This is a genomic window from Novosphingobium aromaticivorans DSM 12444, from assembly GCF_000013325.1.
GTDB lineage: Bacteria > Pseudomonadota > Alphaproteobacteria > Sphingomonadales > Sphingomonadaceae > Novosphingobium > Novosphingobium aromaticivorans.
Genome location: NC_007794.1, coordinates 700230 through 719404, shown reverse-complemented (window position 1 = coordinate 719404; position 19175 = coordinate 700230). Strand labels below are relative to the sequence as shown.

Annotated in this window: 18 protein-coding genes; 7 read left to right on the top strand and 11 right to left on the bottom strand. The window is 63.8% G+C overall.

All coding sequences use genetic code 11. The features are described from left to right. Nucleotides 1–16: 16 nt before the first annotated feature. Nucleotides 17–1729 (bottom strand): class I adenylate-forming enzyme family protein, encoded by a 1713-nt coding sequence (locus SARO_RS03400; RefSeq protein ID WP_011444342.1) that lies wholly within the window; start codon nt 1727–1729, stop codon nt 17–19. A 157-nt stretch (nt 1730–1886) separates the two neighbouring features. Between SARO_RS03400 and lgt the strand changes: the two genes are divergently transcribed. From lgt to SARO_RS03370, 6 genes are all read left to right on the top strand, one after another. After that, nucleotides 1887–2786 (top strand): prolipoprotein diacylglyceryl transferase, encoded by a 900-nt coding sequence (gene lgt, locus SARO_RS03395; RefSeq protein WP_011444341.1) that lies wholly within the window; start codon nt 1887–1889, stop codon nt 2784–2786. Continuing rightward, complete coding sequence (locus SARO_RS03390; protein WP_011444340.1) at nt 2783–3838, top strand: class I SAM-dependent methyltransferase; 1056 nt, start codon at nt 2783–2785, stop codon at nt 3836–3838. The genes lgt and SARO_RS03390 overlap by 4 nt, the downstream gene beginning before the upstream one ends. 259 nt (nt 3839–4097) lie before the next feature. Continuing rightward, nucleotides 4098–4676 (top strand): ubiquinol-cytochrome c reductase iron-sulfur subunit, encoded by a 579-nt coding sequence (gene petA / locus SARO_RS03385; protein WP_011444339.1) that lies wholly within the window; start codon nt 4098–4100, stop codon nt 4674–4676. 11 nt (nt 4677–4687) lie between these two features. Continuing rightward, nucleotides 4688–5977 (top strand): cytochrome b, encoded by a 1290-nt coding sequence (locus tag SARO_RS03380; protein ID WP_011444338.1) that lies wholly within the window; start codon nt 4688–4690, stop codon nt 5975–5977. 30 nt (nt 5978–6007) lie between these two features. Then, nucleotides 6008–6823, top strand: a complete 816-nt coding sequence (locus SARO_RS03375) for a cytochrome c1 (protein ID WP_011444337.1) — start codon at nt 6008–6010, stop codon at nt 6821–6823. A 77-nt stretch (nt 6824–6900) separates the two neighbouring features. After that, nucleotides 6901–7437 carry an adenine phosphoribosyltransferase gene (locus SARO_RS03370; protein WP_011444336.1) on the top strand — a complete coding sequence of 179 codons (537 nt, stop codon included), beginning with the start codon at nt 6901–6903 and terminating at the stop codon, nt 7435–7437. Nucleotides 7438–7492: 55 nt separating this feature from the next. On the opposite strand, the gene SARO_RS03365 is transcribed toward SARO_RS03370, so the two are convergent. The 4 genes from SARO_RS03365 to SARO_RS03350 form a co-directional block, all read right to left on the bottom strand. Next, on the bottom strand, nt 7493–9610 hold the full coding sequence (locus tag SARO_RS03365; protein WP_011444335.1) for an acetate--CoA ligase family protein: 2118 nt from the start codon (nt 9608–9610) through the stop codon (nt 7493–7495). 62 nt (nt 9611–9672) lie between these two features. Then, nucleotides 9673–10617, bottom strand: a complete 945-nt coding sequence (locus SARO_RS03360; RefSeq protein ID WP_011444334.1) for a fumarylacetoacetate hydrolase family protein — start codon at nt 10615–10617, stop codon at nt 9673–9675. A gap of 98 nt (nt 10618–10715) precedes the next feature. Next, on the bottom strand, nt 10716–11006 hold the full coding sequence (locus SARO_RS03355; protein ID WP_011444333.1) for a DUF2218 domain-containing protein: 291 nt from the start codon (nt 11004–11006) through the stop codon (nt 10716–10718). A gap of 303 nt (nt 11007–11309) precedes the next feature. Continuing rightward, entirely contained in the window at nt 11310–11648 is a 339-nt protein-coding gene (locus tag SARO_RS03350) for a hypothetical protein (RefSeq protein WP_041550064.1), read from the bottom strand. A 244-nt stretch (nt 11649–11892) separates the two neighbouring features. Here SARO_RS03350 and SARO_RS03345 point away from each other — a divergent pair, with 244 nt between their 5' ends. Then, nucleotides 11893–13269, top strand: a complete 1377-nt coding sequence (locus SARO_RS03345; protein WP_090910558.1) for a hypothetical protein — start codon at nt 11893–11895, stop codon at nt 13267–13269. 6 nt (nt 13270–13275) lie between these two features. Here SARO_RS03345 and SARO_RS03340 read toward each other — a convergent pair whose 3' ends face one another. From SARO_RS03340 to SARO_RS03315, 6 genes are all read right to left on the bottom strand, one after another. Beyond that, the gene (locus tag SARO_RS03340; RefSeq protein WP_011444330.1) at nt 13276–15273 is read right to left on the bottom strand and encodes a hypothetical protein; all 1998 of its coding nucleotides are present in this window, start codon (nt 15271–15273) and stop codon (nt 13276–13278) included. A 296-nt stretch (nt 15274–15569) separates the two neighbouring features. Then, a complete protein-coding gene (locus SARO_RS20530; protein WP_011444329.1) occupies nt 15570–15866 on the bottom strand; it encodes a hypothetical protein in 297 nt (98 codons plus the stop codon). Then, nucleotides 15863–16132: a hypothetical protein gene (locus tag SARO_RS03330; RefSeq protein WP_011444328.1), complete on the bottom strand. Its 270-nt coding sequence runs from the start codon at nt 16130–16132 to the stop codon at nt 15863–15865. The genes SARO_RS20530 and SARO_RS03330 overlap by 4 nt, the downstream gene beginning before the upstream one ends. Further along, on the bottom strand, nt 16129–16668 hold the full coding sequence (locus tag SARO_RS03325) for a glycoside hydrolase family 108 protein (protein WP_011444327.1): 540 nt from the start codon (nt 16666–16668) through the stop codon (nt 16129–16131). The genes SARO_RS03330 and SARO_RS03325 overlap by 4 nt, the downstream gene beginning before the upstream one ends. After that, entirely contained in the window at nt 16665–17009 is a 345-nt protein-coding gene (locus SARO_RS03320) for a hypothetical protein (protein ID WP_011444326.1), read from the bottom strand. The genes SARO_RS03325 and SARO_RS03320 overlap by 4 nt, the downstream gene beginning before the upstream one ends. Next, on the bottom strand, nt 17006–19174 hold the full coding sequence (locus SARO_RS03315; RefSeq protein WP_011444325.1) for a hypothetical protein: 2169 nt from the start codon (nt 19172–19174) through the stop codon (nt 17006–17008). Before SARO_RS03315 ends, SARO_RS03320 begins: the two co-directional genes overlap by 4 nt. Nucleotide 19175 lies beyond the last annotated feature (1 nt).

The following is a 19175-nucleotide window of genomic DNA, read 5'->3' as shown; positions in this document are numbered from 1 at the left end:
CGTTCAGGTGCATTGCTCAGGCGGTCGCGCTCGCGAGCCATTCCCGCGTGTAGCGCTCGCGCAAAGTGCGCTTGTCGACTTTCTCGGTGCCAAGGCGGGGCAGCGCCTCGTGGACCTCCCAGAAACGCACCGGAATCTTGAACGGGGCGATATGTTCGGCAAGGAAGGTGCGCAACTCGTCATCGGTGGCCGAACAGCCTTCCTTGGCAAGATAGACCGCCGCCGGCACTTCGCCGAACTTTTCGTCGGGCAGGCCGAACACGCTGGCTTCCGCGATGCAAGGGTGGGCGTAGATCGCGCTTTCCACCTCGATGCACGAGATATTCTCGCCGCCACGGATGATGATGTCCTTCTTGCGGTCGACGATGAACAGGTAGCCCTCGGGATCGAGATAACCGAGGTCCCCGCTGCGGAAGTAACCATCGGGGGTGATCGCCTCGCGCGTGGCCTTCTCGTTATCCCAGTAGCCCAGGAAATTGGCGATCGAACGGATCGAGACTTCCCCGACTTCGCCGGTCGGCAGCGGATTGCCGGCATCGTCGAGGATCGCGAGGTCGACCAGCGGCCGCGATGCGGTGCCGGTGCTACCCGGCTTTGCGAGGTAGTTTTCGTTCAGGTTGCCGCAGCCCACTCCGTTGGTCTCGGTCAGGCCGTAGCCCAGGAGCGGGAAGGCGTGTGGCAAGGCCTTGCGCAACCGGTCGACGTGTTCGACGGGGCGCGGCGCCCCGCCGGCTGCGAAGGAAACGCAGGTCGACAGGTCGTATTTGTCGCGATCGGGGTGGGTGGCGATCTCGAAGCTCATCAGCGGTACGCCGACGAAATAGGAGACTTTTTCCTTTTCGATCAATCGCATAGCGTCGACCGCATCCCACTTGGCCATGAGCACCAGCTTGCGACCGAGCGCGAACGACTGAAGGAATACCGGGACTTCGCCGGTCACGTGGAACAGGGGCACGTTGACCAGCGTGGTCGGCTGCGCATCGGGAGCCGGCGCCTCGCCCCGGGCGGTGAGGATGGCGAGCATAGCGGCCGACTGGCAGACGTAGTTCATCGTCCCCTGTACGACGCCACGATGGTCGGAATAGGCCCCCTTGGCCGTGCCAGTCGAACCCGAGGTGAACAGGACCGTCGCCAGATCGTCCCCGGTCAGGTCCGGCAAGAGCGTTTCCATGCCTCCGCCCCTGGCGAGCAGCGCGGCAAGGCCCTGCTCATAGCCGCAGTCGTGCGACATCGGGAGCACGGTGGCACCATGGGCATGACCTTCGAGCCGGGCCGCGCGCGCGCTGTCGGCAATCACGTAGCGGCAACTGACCAGCTCGATGCCGTGTGCAAGTTCCTCACCCTGCCACCAGCCATTGAGCAGGGTCGCACAGCCGCCGGCCATGAGCACGGCCATGTAGGCGATGATCCAGTTGGCGGAATTGCGCGCCGCGATACCGACACGCTCGCCTTTCTGCAGCTCGATGCCTTCGACCAGTCCGCCCGCAACGTGGCGCGCGGCCTTGTAGACGTCGGCAAAGGACAGCCGCAGGTCGCCGTCGACAATAAAGGTCTTGTCGCCGTGAGTGGCTGAGAAATAGGCAAAATAGGCCGGAAGATGCGGAGGCGCAGCGGCAATCATCGGCAAGTCGCGGCCGAAACGCCGGATCGGAACCGTTTGGAACATGCCGCCTTCGGCCGTCAGCGCGGCAAATGCGCGGTCCATTGCAAGGTCCAGCTCGGTTTTCATGGCGTCCTTTCGATCTCCCGGTCCGAAACGTCCGTCGTACGCGGACCGTTTTCGGGTTTGCCTGGGGGCTTTGCCCTGTGCCAATACGGCGCCCTCGAGGGCGTGCCGTCAAGGCCGGAATCCTGCCCTTTCCGGAAAGATGTAGGGAGTTCGCAACTTGCTGTCACTACTGTCAACAGCAACCGCGCTTGCCGTAACGTCCGCGTCTGCGGCGGGCGCTGGCGGGCCGATTCGCTGGGAAGACCTGGGCGTTTCCCCGATCGCGCTCGACCTCGGCTTCTTCGCCCTGAAATGGTACTCGCTCGCCTACCTTGCCGGCATCATCCTCGGCTACTGGCACCTGTCAAAGATGATCCGCCAGCCGGGCGCGCCGATGGCACAACGCCACGCGGACGACCTGTTCTTCTACGCGACGCTCGGCATCATCCTGGGCGGGCGGCTCGGCTATGCGATCTTCTATGCCCCCGAACTGCTCAGCCACCCGCAGAACCTGGTCAAGCTGTGGGAAGGCGGCATGAGCTTCCACGGGGGCCTGATGGGCACTGTGCTGGCAATCGCGTGGGTGGCATGGCGGGGCCGGCTCAACTTCGTGCGAGTGTGCGACTACATCGCGGTCTGCGTGCCCTTCGGCCTGCTCTTCGGGCGCCTCGCCAATTTCATGAACGGCGAGCTTTGGGGCCGCGAAGCGGGTCCGGACGTGCCGTGGGCGATGGTCTTTCCCGGCGGCGGCCCGATCGCGCGGCACCCAAGCCAGCTCTACGAGGCCGGGCTCGAAGGGCTTGTGCTGATGGTCGTCCTGCTCCTCCTGTTCTGGAAGTCCAGAGCGCGCTGGCGGCCGGGCCTCCTCGTCGGCACGTTCGCGCTCGGGTATGGGCTGGCGCGCTTCACGGTCGAGTTCTTCCGCGAACCCGATGCCCAGCTTCTCGAGTTCGCGCAGCGCTCGGGCCTTTCGATGGGCCAGTGGCTGACCATACCGATGATGGCCATCGGCCTAGGCTTCCTGCTCAACGCGGTCGTGCGCAAGCCGCTGTCGACGACGGGAGCCGCGCCCGCGTGACCACTTCGCTGCTGGACACGTTCGTCCGGCTGATCGCCAATACCGGGCCGATCAGCATGGCGCACTACATGGCCGAATCGAATGCACGGTACTACGCCGCCCAGGACCCGTTCGGGGTCGCCGGCGATTTCATCACCGCGCCCGAGATCAGCCAGATGTTCGGCGAACTGATAGGCCTGTACCTGGCCGACATCTGGATCCGCGCCGGACGTCCGGAGCCGGTCCACTATGTCGAGCTTGGACCGGGCCGGGGCACGCTGGCACGCGATGCGCTGCGCGCTGCGCGACGCTACGGTCTCGTTCCGCGCACGCACTTCGTGGAAACCAGCACGGCGCTCAAGGCGCTCCAGCTAGACATGCATCCGGATGCGCGCTGGCACGCCGACCTTTCGACGCTTCCCGTCGACGGGCCGCTGCTGATAGTGGCCAACGAATTCCTCGATGCGCTGCCGGTCCGCCAGATGGTGAAGACCGCAGCCGGGTGGCGCGAGCGCATGGTCGGGCTCGACGACGGGCGCCTCGTGCCGGTCTCGGGCAGTGCGCCGATGGATGCGGCCGTTCCTGCGGGTCGGCAGGAAGCGCCCGAAGGCGCGATCCTCGAGACTTCGCCGGCCTGCGCCGCCGTAATCTACGAAGTGGCCGGACGGCTGGCCGCGCAAGGAGGCACGGCGCTGTTCATCGACTATGGACATGCCGAGCCGCGCCTTGGCTCCTCGCTCCAGGCGGTCCGAGCGCACCGCAAGGTCGATGTCTTTGCCGCCCCCGGCGAGGCCGATCTGACGGCACATGTCGACTTTTCGGCGCTGGCACCCATCGCGCAATCGCGCGAAGTGCGCTGGCTGGGCACGGTCGAGCAGGGCGACTGGTTGCGGGCGCTGGGGATCGAGGCCCGCGCGGAAGCGCTGGCGACGTTCTCACCGCCTCATGCGCAGGCGATCCACGCCGCACGCGACCGGCTGATCGACGAGGGCCAGATGGGCTCGCTGTTCAAGGTCATGGGACTCGCCGGGCCCACCTGGCCCGACGGCTCGGGATTCCAGCGAATCTCCTGATCGGCCGCGTAACCCCGAGTCTTCCTTGCGAAGCCGCAGGATTCCGTGCCTTTTCCCATACCAAAATGCCTGTTGGCAAAGCCGCCGCTTTGCGTCTATCAGGCGCGCCAAGTGGGGGCCGGCGCGGTGCGTTCGCGCGCGCCCGGTTCCCGTGCGGTTCGGGGCCTTTTCCATCCGGAAAGACGCCGGGCCGCTCCAAAAGGGGCAAGTTGGACCGCGCGCGATCCGCGCGTGCGGCGGCAGCAGGCAGGGAATTTCAATGGCTGATGAGGCGAGCATCGACACTCAGGGCATGTCCGGACCGGACGTGACCGGGGAAGGCGTGCGCCGGCGCGATTTCATCAATATCGCGGCGGTGAGTTTTGCGGGTGTGGGCGGCGTGGCCGTCCTTCTCCCGCTGGTGAGTCAGATGGCGCCCTCGGCGGACGTCCTGGCGGAAAGCTCGACGGAGATCGACATTTCGGCGATCCAGCCGGGCCAGGCGATCAAGGCGGTCTTCCGCAAGCAGCCGGTGTTCATCCGCAATCTGACCAAGGAAGAAATCGCCTCGGCCGAGAAGGTGGACGTCTCCTCGCTGCGCGACCCGCAGTCGCTGGAAGAACGCACCAAGGAAGGCAAGACCAACTGGCTCATCACCATGGGCGTCTGCACCCACCTCGGCTGCGTGCCGCTGGGCGCCGGCGAAGGTGAAGTGAAGGGCGAGTTCGGCGGCTATTTCTGCCCGTGCCACGGTTCGTCGTATGACACCGCCGCACGCATCCGCAAGGGCCCGGCACCGAAGAACCTCGAAGTGCCCCCCTATGAATTCGCTTCCGACACTGTCGTGAAGATCGGCTGAGGACTGACCCGATGAGCTTTCCCTGGGCGAATGAATACAAGCCGAGCCACCCGCTCATGCAGTGGCTTGACGAGAAGCTGCCGCTGCCGCGCTTCGTCTACAACGCGGTCGGTGCCGGATACCCGGTTCCCCGCAACCTGAACTACATGTGGAACTTCGGCGTTCTCGCCGGCTTCTGCTTGGTTCTCCAGATCGTCACCGGCGTTATCCTGGCAATGCACTACGCGGCCAACGCGGGCGTCGCCTTCGACAGCGTCGAGCACATCATGCGCGACGTGAACTGGGGCTGGATGCTGCGCTATGCGCACGCCAACGGCGCCTCGGCGTTCTTCGTCGTCGTCTATCTCCACATCTTCCGCGGCTTCTTCTACTCCTCGTACAAGGCCCCGCGCGAGATGATCTGGCTGCTGGGCGTCGTCATCTTCCTGCTGATGATGGCCACTGCCTTCATGGGGTACGTGCTTCCCTGGGGCCAGATGTCGTTCTGGGGCGCAAAGGTCATCACCGGCCTGTTCGGCGCGATCCCGGTCGTCGGCGAACCTCTCCAGCAGTGGCTGCTCGGTGGCTTCGCCCCCGACAATGCCGCGCTGAACCGCTTCTTCTCGCTGCACTTCCTGCTGCCCTTCGTGATCGCGGGTGTCATCATCCTGCACATCTGGGCGCTGCACATCCCCGGCTCGTCGAACCCGACCGGCGTGGAAGTGAAGACCGAGAGCGACACCGTTCCGTTCCACCCGTACTACACGGCGAAGGACGGCTTCGGCCTGGGCGTGTTCCTGATCCTGTACTGCGCGGTGCTGTTCTTCGCGCCGAACATGCTCGGTCACCCGGACAACTACATCCCGGCGAACCCGCTCTCGACCCCGGCGCACATCGTTCCCGAATGGTACTTCTGGCCCTTCTACGCGATCCTGCGCGCCTTCACGTCGGACTTCTTCTTCATCCCGGCCAAGCTGATGGGCGTCCTCGCGATGTTCTCGGCAATCCTGGTGTGGTTCTTCCTGCCCTGGCTGGACACCTCGCCGGTCCGCTCGGGGCACTACCGTCCGCTGTTCCGCAAGTTCTTCTACGTCCTGCTTATCGACGTGCTGATCCTCGGTTACTGCGGCGGTGCGCCGGCTGCGGAACCCTACGTGATGATCTCGCAGATCGCGTCGATGTACTACTTCCTGCACTTCCTCGTCATTCTCCCGATCGTTTCGTCGATCGAGAAGCCGGAACCGCTTCCGTTCTCGATCACCGAAGCCGTCCTGGGCAAGGATGAGAGCGCGGTGCTCAACGCCAACCCCGCTGCCGCCTGACAGCACGAAGCGTAAGAGAAAGAGAACCCTATGGTCCGTCTTTTTGGCCCCCTCGTCGGCCTCTTCTTCGCGGTCGCGCTGCTCTGGTCGTTCGGTAACGGCGCCTATGTCGCGATCACGGAACCCGCCGCTCCCACCGCGGAAAGCGTGTTCCACAAGCATCCCAAGGAGCTGGATCTTGCCAGCAACGGCGCCTTTGGCCGTTTTGACAAGCAGCAGCTCCAGCGCGGCTTCCAGGTCTACAAGGAAGTCTGCGCCACCTGCCACTCGCTCAAGCAGATCGCTTTCCGCGATCTGGCGGCGCTCGGGTATTCCGAAGCCGAAGTGAAGGCGATCGCCAAGGGCTGGCCGACCAAGGCCGCCACGTTCAACCCGGTCACCGGAGACCGTGGCGAGCGTGACAACATCCCGTCCGACCGCATCCCCGCGGTCTACTATGCAGGCCAGGGCGTGCCGCCCGACCTCTCGCTGATGACCAAGGCCCGTCACGACGGCGGCGCCTACGTCTATTCGCTGCTGACCGGCTACGCGGAACAGCCCGCCGAACTGCTCAAGCAGTTCCCGGATGCCAAGACGCCGGACGGCCTGCACTACAACCCGTACTTCGCGAACCTCAACCTCGCGATGCCGGCACCGCTGACCACCGATGGTCAGGTGACCTACTCGGACGGCACCAAGGCCTCCGTCGACCAGATGGCAAAGGACGTCTCGGCGTTCCTCGTCTGGACCGCGGAACCCAAGCTGGACAAGCGGAAGCAGACCGGCTGGGCCGTCCTCGGCTTCCTCCTGGTCGCCACGGTCCTCGCCTACCTCGCCAAGAAGAACGTCTGGGCCGACAAGCACTGAGTTCTACAGAAGCGAAACGAACAAAGGCCACCGGAAACGGTGGCCTTTTTCGTATCCGGCGATAGCATCCGCGCACGATGACCACCGACGATCTCAAGCGACTTGTCCGTACCGTCCCGGATTTCCCCTCCCCCGGAATCCTGTTCCGCGACATCACGACCCTGATCGCGCATGGCGAAGGTCTCTCGGCCTGCATCGACCACCTCGCCCACAAGGCACGCGCGGCCGGGGCACAGGCCGTTGCGGGAATGGAGGCGCGCGGCTTCATCTTCGGCGCGGCGGTGGCTGCAAGGATGGGACTGGGCTTCATTCCGGTGCGCAAGCCGGGCAAGCTTCCGGTCAAGACCATCGGCATCGACTATGCACTGGAATACGGGCGCGACCGGCTGGAGATCGATCCCACCGCCATTCGCGAAGGCCAGCGCGTTGTGATCGTCGACGACCTCATCGCGACCGGCGGCACTGCCCTGGCCGCGGCCGAACTGCTCCGCATGGCGGGCGCACATGTCACGCACGCCCTCTTCGTGATCGACCTGCCCGAACTGCATGGCGCCGAACGACTTCGCGGTGCTGGTTTGACCGTCGAAGCGCTCATGGACTTTCCAGGGCACTGAAACGCGAAAGGGCGGCCCGATGGACCGCCCTTCCTGTCTTTAAACGTCGCAAGCCTCAATCCACGAGCATCAACGCGTCGAGCGCAACCACGCCTTCGCCCTTGGGATGCAGGATCACGGGATTGAGGTCGATCTCGCGAATCGAAGGTTCAGCGCGCAGGATCTGGCCGACCTTGACGATCAGCGCCGCAAGTGCAGGCACGTCGAGCGCGGGGGAACCACGATACCCGCTCAGCAACGCCGCGCTCTTGAGCTTCAGCAGTTCCGCTTCAACCGCCTGCTGCGTCAGGTCTGCGGTCAGCAGGCGGACATCCTGCAGGATCTCGGCAGTAACCCCGCCGAAGCCTGCGAGTACGACCGGCCCCCACTCGGGATCGTTCTTTGCGCCAACGATCATTTCCATTCCGCGCTTGCCCATGGCCTCGATCAGGACGCCATCAAGGCGGATGGCAGCGGAATAAGCCGCAACATTGGCATGGATGCGCGTCCATGCCTCGCGCACGGCTGCCGCGTCGACCAGGTTCAGGAGTACGCCGCCCGCATCGCTCTTGTGGCCAAGCGCCGCCGCCTGCGCTTTCATGGCGACCGGATAGCCGACCGTATCAGCAGCAGCGACCGCCGCATCGGCGCTGTCGGCAAAACCACCCTTGGGGAAGCTCACGCCCAGGGGCCCCAGGAGTTCCTTGGATCTGTACTCCGGGATCACGCCGTGGACGTCTGCGAGGCCGGGCAGCGGGGTCGCCGGAAGATCGTTGGCCGAAAGGTCTTGCGCGGCCCAGTGGGTAAGGCGCGTGACGGCGCGCAGGGCGCGTTCGGTCGTCGGGAACCAGGGGATGCCCGCCGCACGAAGGGCGGCAATGCGCTCGGCCGGGACTTCGGCACCCTCATCCAGCCCGGCGAAGATCACTGGCTTGGTCAGGGTCCTGCCTTCAACCGCAGCGAGGATCGGCGGGAACTTGATCTTGCAAGTGATCGGTTCGGCCTGGATGATGCCGGCAAAGACCGTACCGACGCGATCGTCGTCGAGCAGCGCTTCGATGCAGCGCGTATAGATCGCGGGCTCCGAAAGCCCCTGCGCGGTAATGTCGAGCGGGTTGGAGACCGGCACGAAAGGCGGGAGTGCGGCGCGCAGCAGCGGCGAATCGTCATCGTGGAGATCCGCCAGCGGCAGGTCCAGCTCCTCGGCCAGGTCGAGCGTTAGCGCCTTGAAGGCGCCCGATTCGCCCAGGACCGCCGTCTTGCCCGAAGGCAGCGCGGGGCAGCGCACCGCGATCTCGGCAATGTCACCCAGTTCTTCCAGCGTTTCGGCGAAGATCACGCCCGCGCGCGCAACCATGGCGCGCATGAGCTTGTAGTCGCCGGCCATTGCGCCCGTATGAGTCGCGGCGGATTCGCGTGCGGCGCTGGATTTTCCGGGGTGGAGCAGGACGACTGGCTTGCCCGCCGCCTTTGCGCGGCGCGCGGCAGCAAGGAACGCCTGTGGCTTGCGGAACTGTTCCACGATCATGGCGATCACGTGGGTGTCGTCCTGATCCACCAGCCAATCGACATAGTCCTCGACGCCGCTGGCGGCCTCGTTGCCGGTCGAAACCGAATAGGACACGCCAGCATCGCGGGCGAGCAGCATCGTGCCCAGCACCGCCGCCATCGCGCCCGACTGCGAGACGATGCCGATGGCGCGCTTGCCAGCGGGCGGCACGGCATTGGTTTCCACGAAGGTCAGGGGAATGCGATCGACATAGTTGACGAGGCCAAGGCAGTTCGGCCCTTCGACGACCATGCCCGCTTCATGCGCGATACGCGCGATCTCGCGCTGTTCGGCAAGTCCTTCCTCGCCGCCTTCGGCAAACCCGGCCGAGAAGATCACCACGCCGCCGCACTTGCGATCAGCCAGGCCCTTGACCGCCTCGAGCACGCCTGCGCGCGGGATTGCCAGGACAGCGACGTCGACGCCTTCGGGGAGCGCCCCGACCGAGGCATAGCAGCGCTTGCCCATGATCTCGTCGCGCTTGGGGTTCACCGGATAGACCGCGCCGGCATAGCCATTACGGTCGAGATTGGTGAGCAGCGTGGCCCCGAGCGCACCCGGCTTGTCCGACGCACCAACGACAGCGACCGACTTCGGGCGCAGGAAACGATCGAGCGCGGCGTGGGAAAGACTCGTTCCGGTCATGGCATCCTCCGATTTCGCTATGCGCTATAACAATTATCGGAGGAAGGACAAGTGGCCGAACGTCAGGCAGGCACAGCCTTCTGTTCGAGCATACCAAAAGGCGCCCGACCGGAACCATCCACCGCTTCCATCCGGACCACATCGCCGAACGCCATGAAGGGCGTCCTAGCTTCGCCTAGATCCAGCACTTCGATCCCCCGTCGCTCGGCGATGCAGGACGAACCGATCTCGCGAAAATTGGTATTGGAGACGGTGCCCGACCCGATGACCGTGCCGGCAACGAGGTCCCGTGTCCGCGCGGCGTGAGCAACGAGTTCGTGGAAGCCAAACTCCATCGACCCGCCATTCGCGGCGCCGAAGCGCTTGCCATTCCAGTCGACCAGCAGGTCAAGACAGACCCGCCCGTCGCGCCAGCCATCGCCCAGTTCGTCCGGCGTCACCGCAAACGGGGCCATCCCGCAGGCCGGCTTGGCCTGGACCCAGCCGAAGCCGGTCTTCATCTCCGGCCCGGCAAGGCTGCGCAGGGACCAGTCGTTGATCTGCACGACGAGACGGATGTGCTTCATCGCCTGCTCGGCCGAGGCGCCCATCGGCACGGCATCGACGATCACACCGAACTCGCCTTCAAAATCGATGCCCAGATCCTCCGACGGGAAACGCGCCTCGCTGATCGGCGGAAGAAATGTGTCGGACATGCCTTGGTACATCAGCGGCACTTCGGTCTTGGGTTTGGTAATGCCCAATACCGCGTCCATGAGATCGCCGTGGCTCTTGAAGGCCGACCCGTCGAGCCATTGCCAAGCGCGGGGAAGCGGCGCGGCGACCGCTTGTGGATCCAGCGGCTCGCGGAAATCCGTGATGACCGCCAGTGCAGGAGCGACAGCGTCCCACTGCTCGATCGCTTGCTGGAGCGTGGCAATGGGCGCCGGGGCGCAGGCCGTCGCGTCAGGCGAGACGACGACCAGCCGGCCGTCGGGAGTTCCATTCTTCAGGGTCGCAAGGCGCATCGTTCATCTCCCGGAGTTGAGCGATGGCCTAGCCCTGCCCTACGGCCACGACAAAGGAATGGTTTTTATCGCGGATGATAAGCGCTGTGAATGCAACCTCAGGCGAGAGGCTGCCAGGCAAAGGCCAGTTCGCCCTCGCGGTGCGCGAAGCGGTTGAGGTGATCCGCGACGACCTGCTGCATACGTGCAAGATCGCCGTCACCCTCGATGGTGCAGGTCACCGTCAGCGCAACGTCATCGGCCAGAAGGTCGACCGGACCGAACGGCAGCTTCACCCGGCCCTGCGCGGGATCGAACGAAACTTCGAACTTGTGCCCCCAGTGCTTGCAAAGCTGCTGGAGGTAACGGCTGGCATGGGCGGTGGGCACGACGGCGCGGCTTGCAGGCATGGGAATCGCTTTCCTGAGTCAATATGTTATTTCTAAGATATATCTTTTCCGCTGTCAGTCAACAGTGTCCATGCCACACCAGACCGATCCGAGGTTGACGAAGCGCCGCAGTCCGTGGCAAGCGCCCTCTGCGCGAGGCCGCAAGGTCCGGGCGGGTATAGCTTAGTGGTAAAGCCCTAGCCTTCCAAGCTCTGCGAAACGCACGCAAATCGGCCAATCATGCTGTAAAATCGCCAGAATTTGCCCGCTTTCATTTCAATCACTTAGCCGTTGGCTGTAAAACAAGTTCGCTTGAATTTGTTGTCACTGCGAGCACTGATTGGCCTCGTTGCTCCGCCCCTCTAGGCCCTTCCGTATACTCTCCTGCAACCACCTATCGCGCACATCTGGTTCGGCCAGATCGCGCATGACCCCGCCACGATACAGGAACCGGTTCCAGCCACCGCACCCCTCGGTCAGCCGACAACGGCACCGACGATTCAGCAGCGAATAGGCGCCGCCGACCTTCTCCCGCAGCGCCACCAAATCAATGTCCTGCCACGCATTGCACTGCTCACAGTGAACCCTGATCAGCGCGTCAGCCTCGATCATCGCATCCAGTGTGCGGACCCACGTCGGGATGAAGGCGGACTTCTTTGCCATTCCCGGAACGGAAGCGGAACGGGGATGATTCTGCAAGGGAAAGGGAGTGGGAACATCCAAGAGAAGGATGCTGGCTTAACAAGCTTAACGTGATTTGATCTGGTAGCCGAGGCGGCTATACCGAAAGGTGATCCAGTATCAGGGGGTTACGTTGAGTCACACACTGCCGGGCTATATCGTTGGTAAGGGTATAGCCTCCCCCGACCCTCGCATGGTCCATTGCGGACTAGGCAATGCCTGGGACGTGTGGGTGCACCCCCTCTACCACGTCGTTCGCGTTTCCGCTGGCGGGCAGGACGTCGGGTTCCTGATCGGCTTCCCTATTCACATCGACGAGGCCAGCGTCCTCAGCTCCGAGCTGCAACTCGATTGCGAGTTGGCAGCGGACCAGATTGCCAAGGCGGTTCTGGACAGTCTGAGCGGCAGTTTCCTCTTGTTCGTCGCGGTCGGCGGCAAGGAATACATCTACCCCGATGCGGCCGCGCAAATCGGCCTCGTTTACGAACATGCCACGGAAACGGCAGCGTCGTCGGTCGAGGCAATCCTTGGCGACGATTACGACGCTCGAATGGATCGGTCGCTCGTTGCCGCTTTCGATGCCGAGCGAGACGGATGGTTCACCGCCGGCCTGACCGCGCATTCCGGCATCAACCGGCTTCTCCCAAATCACCGCTTGTGCCTGACCGACCGCACCATCGATCGCTTCTGGCCTGTTGCTCTTCCTGCGTACCAGGCAGACCCCGAGGGCCTGCTGAGGGAAATGGCCGACGAGATTGACCGGGTAATCACCGCACTGGTGCGCTCCGGGCCGACAGCGCAAGGCCTCACCGGTGGCAATGAATCCCGCGCACTCCTGGCATGCAACCGCACCTCGCGGGGCAGCGTCCAGTTCGTGACGGCGGGCGTTCCGGGTGCGGAACTGGACATCCATCTGGCGAAGAGGCTGGTGAAGATCACCGGCATCCAGCACCGCATCCTGCCGTGCGCGAAGGCGAGCGACGAGCAGATCGAAGCATGGCGGAGAGGCGCGGGTCACGCGCAATCAGGCATGAATGCGCTCTACTACCCCACCATGGCGCCACTGGCCGGCCACTACCTCATCGGCGGCGTTGCAGGTGAAGTCGGCCGCGGCTTCTTCTGGCCCAAGGGCCTCAGCCCTGACACCAAGATCGACGCCGACTTCCTTGTGGGGCAGATGAAACTGCCAAAGCACCCTGTTCTGCTGGATCAGGTCCTTGCGTGGCTGGAGGAACTTCCGGAGGGCTTGGATTCATATCAGATCCTCGACCTCGCCTATCTTGAGCTGCGTGTTGGCCCATGGGCCTTCGGACAGGGCACTTCCGGCGACGGGACCAAGGACGTCGGCCCCCTGATCTCTCGGCGGCAGTTCACCCGCATGCTCTCGATGGCGCCAAGCTTCCGCCTGAAGCCCGGCTTCCTTCCCGCTCTCGCACACCTGACGGACCCGGCGACCCTTTCGGTACCGATCAACAAGTACGGCGACCTGCGGGACACATGGCATCTATTCATGAAGCTGGTACGCCGGCCAGACCGCGCCTGGCGGAAGCTGAAGAAGATCGTCAACGAGCTGCTACGGCGCGTCTCCCCGAGCGCGGCCTAGCCGCGCTCACAGCGCCCAAGGCCTCCCCCACGGTCCGATCCCCGGGTTCATCGGGTCCCACGCCCGTCCCCAGGGGTCATGGCGGAAATCGACGTCCGGAAACAACTCTTCCCATTGCTCGAGTATCGCCGCAACGGGGTAGCCCTTCTTGCAGTCCAGCGGACTGCCGGACTTCGCCGCCCAGTTGCGGTTGTCGGGGTCGCTGTAGACAGCGCGGTATTCAAGGACGGTCTCACTCGCATCGGCGGCCTTGGCCTTCGCGTCGGTGAGCAGGTTGTTGCGCCGGAACACGTAGCCACCTGCCGCGACGATCGTTGGTGCGATGCAATTCAGCACCAACCAGTTTGACGCGGGAAGCGTGCGGCCGACCATGATTGCGCCGAAGGTCGTCCACTTCCCGTCACGCTCGTGCGGAACCCAGCAGTTGATCAGTGCATTGTCGCCGCCAGCGTGGGGGAGAACGTCGCGCGACGTCGTCTGGTCCATGTAGGCGCGGCCATCGCTGTTCGTCGGCAGGATGGAATGGAGATAGAGAATACGGCTCGAGCCCTGATTTGTGGCGTAACCCTGATATGGCCGACCTTGCTCGGACATATCGGTCACCAACCCGAGGCACAGGCATCGGTCGCAGCCGCCCTTGAAATCGTTGGTGTTGGCGTGTCCCGCTGCGCTGGTGCGGCGAATGTAGTTGTTCGCAACCGCCATCAGCGATTGCTTCTGGTGCCGGCTCGGCGTGAATGACAGGTCCGAGAAGAAGCAGTTCACCAGCCGGTTGCCCGTCGCCATCTTCGCCGAAGGGCCGTCCATGTTGCAGCCATAGGTGCCCTGGCCCAGCTCGAACGAACAGTATTCCACCCGGATGTTGTTGCCCCACTTCACGTAGAGCATCTGGTTCTGCTCGCCCGACAGGAGCCGGAAATGGCACTGGCTGACGGTAATGTTGTCCCCGTAGTTCAGGTTCAGCAGGATGCCGTCCGCAGCGGCGCGGTCGTTCGCGCACATCTCGAAGCCGATATTCTCGAAGTGAACGGCCCGGGTATTGTTCGAATGCTTCCAGGCGAACTTACGCGCAGCGACCTCGATGCCTGATTTGAGGTTCCGGGGATCTCGCGGCCAGACGTAAAGAGTGATGCGACCGCCCTCCAGGCGATAGGCCCAGCCGCCCTTCTCGATCTCGGCGGCGAGGTTCAGCAGGTTGTAGTGATACTCCTTCGATCCGCCGAAGTGGAAGGTGTTCGGCTCGATGTGAAGGACTGAATCGGAAACGGATTCGACGCGAAGCGCGCGCACGAAATTGGGGAACACGTGGACGGCCGCCACCGCCTGCTCCAGTTGGCGGTCAGTATATTTCGGCAGCAGCGCGTCATGCCTAATCGTCGCAATTTGGTTCTCGGCGTTAAGCGCCGCCGAAATCGTAGGATCAGTGGCCGAACTCATCATCGTGAGAACGCTGTCGAGAAAGAACGCCGGGACTTTCTCGTTGCCGCGCACTTGCGCAAGCTTGAGCGGCACACCGTTCTCGGTGGTCATCATCCGCCAGTAGGATTTGTGCCCGGTAATGAGGTCTGCCGGAAACGTCGCCTTGAATACGTTGCGCCAGTTTTTCCCCAGGATAGCAGCGTCTTCTTCGGAGCACGGCGCAAATCCACGTACGATCTCAGCGCCCGACACCCATGGCAGGTCCGTGCCGTAGCCTTTCACGGTCAGGCTGGTGAGCTTGGGATTTGGAAACGGGTTGTAGGAGTTTGTCGTCACCGCTTCGCGGTACTTCACCCCGTCTCCCATGATCCGCATGGTGCGATCGCCTTCCATCGCGCAGATGATCTGCCGACCGCGCTCGATCGTGCGCACCGCTGTTTCCGGGCTCAGGCCGTCGTTCGTATCGAGCCCATCGACAGCGTCGACGAAGACGTCGCCATCCGTGCCGGCGTCGTGGCCGGGCTGACGGCCGAATGGAAACTTGGCGATAGTTCCGGAGGCGGTCCTGGGTGGGCGGGAATTCAAGCGGGGATACTCCTTGCGGTCGACTCCGACGGCATACCGGCTCGGACCGTGATAGTTCCCCCGATCAGGTAGGCAACAGCTACCGGGGCAAAGCCCCCGCCCAAGCTTTCACCCCCTTCAACTTCCCCCGACAGTCCCCACCCGCCGACCGTTCGGCCAGGATATACTCGAACGTCTGCCGATCGCGCTCGGCCTGCACCCGCTGGATCTCGGTCAGGTTGCCGAGCGACCACGGGACCGGCGCGAGGTTGGGAGGCGTCGCCTCTTCGGCGCAATCGAGCAGCGCGCGCGGCGGCTTAGGGGTCTCGACGCGCGTTCCGCAGGCTACGCAAACCGTCGCCAAGGGGATCATCAGAGCGAGCTGCAGCTTCCCGAGCATCGTTGTTCTCCTTTTCGGTTTTCGCCTGTTCGGATGCCGCCACAACACCGGCACGGTCATCAGCCTTACTGTCGGCCTCCAACGCAGCGTTGCGCGTCTCCACGCGGTCGTCATGCACGGCATCGGCCACGTAGCGGTTGAGCGCCCACATGAGCGCGAGGAGCAGCGCCACGGCGATCAGGGGGCGGTGGTAGCGGATCAGTAGCGGTATCACGACTGCGCCTCCACAGGCACCGGAGCGTCCGGCGGGTTGACCACTGTCACCGGTGCCGGGTCGCCGTCCTTAGCCTTCCCGGCGCTCGACGAACCCAGCCAGAAGCCGAACGCCAGCGTCGCGAAGGACTTCCATGTCCCGACAACGTCTCCTCGAAGAGCCGCGTCGGCGGTCCAGCCAAAGACCCAGACCGAGAAGCCGAAGTAGCCAAGAACGGCGAGCAGGCTCGCGCCGACGACGATGCGAATATGGGGAACGCGGTTCATGCGACGCGCGTCCGCAGCCAGCCCCACGTAAAGGCCTCGTTCGCAGCCCGGTTCCGCGACAGCACCTTGTATCGCTCGCCCTGGCTGCAATTCAGCGCACGGAGCAGCACCGTTTCAGCCTCGGGCCCGCGAGCCGCCTTGAACGCCCTCAGTGCCGCCAGCGTAGCAGGGCCGATATCGCCGTCTTCCTTGATGTCGGGATAGAGCGCCCCGCCGCCGTTGAAGGCGTTGAGCCACTCCTGCAACCAGATCGCGGGAACGGCCGGCCCCATGTTGACGCCGGTATCGAACAGTTCTTCCCCGACGCTGGGCATGATCTCCGCGACGGCCGCGAAGCCCGGCTCGATCGCATAGGCCTGCCGGTAGATCGCAACAGCCTTCTCGCGGGGAAGGTCGCGCATGTCCCCGGCATAGCCGTACTTGCGCGCGACCCGCTCGGTGATGCCCCATTTCGTCGGCCCACCCTTATCGGCCGGGTGGTTGTTGTAGCCCCCCTCCTTGCCGATCGTGTTCTCGATCATGGCTTCGATGGTCACTGGCCGCCTCCCTGCTTGTGGTAGCCTTCAAGCACCGTTACCCGGCGCTCGATCTCGCTGTAGTTCTTGTCCTGAGAGGTCGTCAGCAGCGCCTGGCGCTCATCCATGCGGGCTAGCGTCACCTGCATTTCGCTGACCGATGAGACGATCCAGAAAGCCGACCCTGCGACCCCAGTGGTGAAGAGCGCGGAGATGATGACTCCTGCCCATTTGATAGGTGGCGGGATCTCTGCCTTGCGCAATTCCGGATGCTCCGCTGCGAACTTGATGACGGCAGCCTCGGCTACCTGCTCCGCGATCAGGCGGACCTGTGCGGCGTTGCCGGTGTCACCTGAGTTCACAGCGTGGCCTTCAGAGCGCCGAGGGCATATTCAGCGTTCAAATCGTTATTGCTGTCGAGGATCGTCCGCCCCGTCGCCAGCCCCAGAAGCTGCAGCGCCTCGATGAACTTGGGCGTCGCGCGCGCCTTATCCCAGTTGAATATGCCCCATTTCTCTTCGTTCGTTCGGTAGGCGTTCGCAGGCCGCGCATAATAGGTAGCTGGCACTGCGTTGTTGACCGTACCCGGAGTGCCGCCGCCAATTGGCATCGGCGTGCCATCGACGCGATATTCGTCGAAGAACGCAAGGTTGCACCAATCGGTCGTGATGCCGGTATCGCCCGTCTGCGGACCGGTCATAGCGATGTAGCTGTTGACCGAACTGTATTCGGTGCCCCCGTACTTGTTGAAGGCGAACAGCATGTTCAGGATGGTCCCGCCGCGCATGTTCATGCCCACCGGGCTGTTGCCGCCGACGATCAGCTCGCCCAGGTGATAGACGTTGCTGATCGGCGCCGACGACTGAGCAGAATGCCTGATGCAGTTGGTTGAGCCATAGGAGCCGGGATCGTAGGTCGTCCCGGTCGACGGCATGTAATAGACGTTGCCGACACACGATGCGTTGCGGGCCATGTTCATTTCCAGCACATCGCCGTGGCTGGATGAAATGGCGCCGGCTTCGATGGTGCTGGCGAACATGAACAGGTTTTGTTCCAGGATAAGGGCGCAGCCGTTGTCATATTCTTGCTGGATCTGGAGCGTGTTGGCACCGCTGTGCAGGATCAGGCTCTTGCGGATCGCCCCGTTGTAGAGGTTGCCCATGCCGGCCGAGAAATAGCGGAAGTCGCAATACTCGAGTTCGACATAGGGGAACTTGGTCACCCCGCTGTCCCCCACCTGCTGGATGTCCACCGGCTTGCCGACCGTAGTCTGCCCGTTCATGTAGCAGTCGGTCAGGAACAGCCGGGCCCAGTTGGCGGTAGGCTGGTAGATCCCGCGCGAGCCCACCTGCTTGAGGCCGGAATAGACCGCTCCCTTGGGGCTGTTCGCACTGCCGCTCTCGAAGCGAATTTGCCCCGAGCTCCCGAGGTTCACGCCGGTAACCGCCGTCATTTCAGTCATGTCCGCCAGCGCAATGCGCGGACCATAGTCGACGCCATATGCACCATCGGTAAGCCCGAGGCGCGCCAGGCCGTGCCGATAGGAGGGGTAGTTCGGCCGAATGATCTTGTTCGGCCCGGACCAGGCGCCCTGGCGCGAGATCGCCAAGCGCTCGAGATCCGTCAACTTGCTCGAGTTCGCCGTCGCCGCCAGCTTGCGCTCGGCCTTTTTCTCGAGGTCGGTCAGGTTGGAAGTGATACTCGGCGTGGAATAGCCCATCCGGATCGGGCGCGTCGTCGTCTGCGCCGTGAAGCTGCCCGCCCCCGTGGTCGCATAATAGAACCCGGCGTGACGCTGCGCGAGCGCGGCCGTTGTGGTGTATCTCGCCGTAGCGGTGAGCAGCGTATTCGAAGCGTCGTAGATCTCGAAGTCGAAGCCGTAGGCGTAGCCGGCAAGCACTTCAAACTTGGTGACCGGGATGTTGAGGTAGATCTGCGACAAACCGACCATCGTCAGGAGATCGTCGGCGATCGCGACAATTCCGGTATCCCGAAGGAGGACGTCGTCTGGCGCGGAGCCCGGTGCCGCATTCAGCGAACCGCTCGACAGTGGCCGCCGCCAAACCCTGCCGCGCGCCTTTGCTGCCGTCGCAAGGACAACGGCGGTCAGGGCGATGCCCGATACGATCGATCCAGTCTTGATAGTCGTTTCGTCGTCGACCGAGCCTGCATCGCGGAACCGGGCCCAACGGGCAAACGTGGCCGTCAGGTTGGAGGTGCCGCCGTCTATCCCGACGAGCGACAACACCTGCTTGCCGGTGTCGGCAACTGTGCCACCCTGCCTCGCCCCAATAGCTTCCGCCTGCAAATTCGTAGCAGCCCCAATTGCGAGGGCAGCTTGCGCCGTCGCTGTGCTGGCTTGCGTTGTAGCCAGCAAGGCAGACGACTCTACAGAGTCGGCCATGTTTACGACCGCTTCCTTCCGGTCATCTACCAACGCCAGCGTTGCAGCGAGCCCGGACGCGGCACTCGACGCAGCAATTGCACTGGCCTGGGCTTGCACTGCCCATTCCTCAGCGGTCGGCATA

What these genes read in the sequence shown, in the direction of transcription:
- SARO_RS03400 (WP_011444342.1), bottom strand. Translation starts at nt 1,729, where the DNA reads ATGAAAACCGAGCTGGACCTTGCAATGGACCGCGCATTTGCCGCGCTG.
- petA (WP_011444339.1), top strand. Translation starts at nt 4,098, where the DNA reads ATGGCTGATGAGGCGAGCATCGACACTCAGGGCATGTCCGGACCGGAC.
- SARO_RS03380 (WP_011444338.1), top strand. Translation starts at nt 4,688, where the DNA reads ATGAGCTTTCCCTGGGCGAATGAATACAAGCCGAGCCACCCGCTCATG.
- SARO_RS03375 (WP_011444337.1), top strand. Translation starts at nt 6,008, where the DNA reads ATGGTCCGTCTTTTTGGCCCCCTCGTCGGCCTCTTCTTCGCGGTCGCG.
- SARO_RS03370 (WP_011444336.1), top strand. Translation starts at nt 6,901, where the DNA reads ATGACCACCGACGATCTCAAGCGACTTGTCCGTACCGTCCCGGATTTC.
- SARO_RS03365 (WP_011444335.1), bottom strand. Translation starts at nt 9,610, where the DNA reads ATGACCGGAACGAGTCTTTCCCACGCCGCGCTCGATCGTTTCCTGCGC.
- SARO_RS03360 (WP_011444334.1), bottom strand. Translation starts at nt 10,617, where the DNA reads ATGCGCCTTGCGACCCTGAAGAATGGAACTCCCGACGGCCGGCTGGTC.
- SARO_RS03355 (WP_011444333.1), bottom strand. Translation starts at nt 11,006, where the DNA reads ATGCCTGCAAGCCGCGCCGTCGTGCCCACCGCCCATGCCAGCCGTTAC.
- SARO_RS03350 (WP_041550064.1), bottom strand. Translation starts at nt 11,648, where the DNA reads ATGGCAAAGAAGTCCGCCTTCATCCCGACGTGGGTCCGCACACTGGAT.
- SARO_RS03330 (WP_011444328.1), bottom strand. Translation starts at nt 16,132, where the DNA reads ATGAACCGCGTTCCCCATATTCGCATCGTCGTCGGCGCGAGCCTGCTC.
- SARO_RS03315 (WP_011444325.1), bottom strand. Translation starts at nt 19,174, where the DNA reads ATGCCGACCGCTGAGGAATGGGCAGTGCAAGCCCAGGCCAGTGCAATT.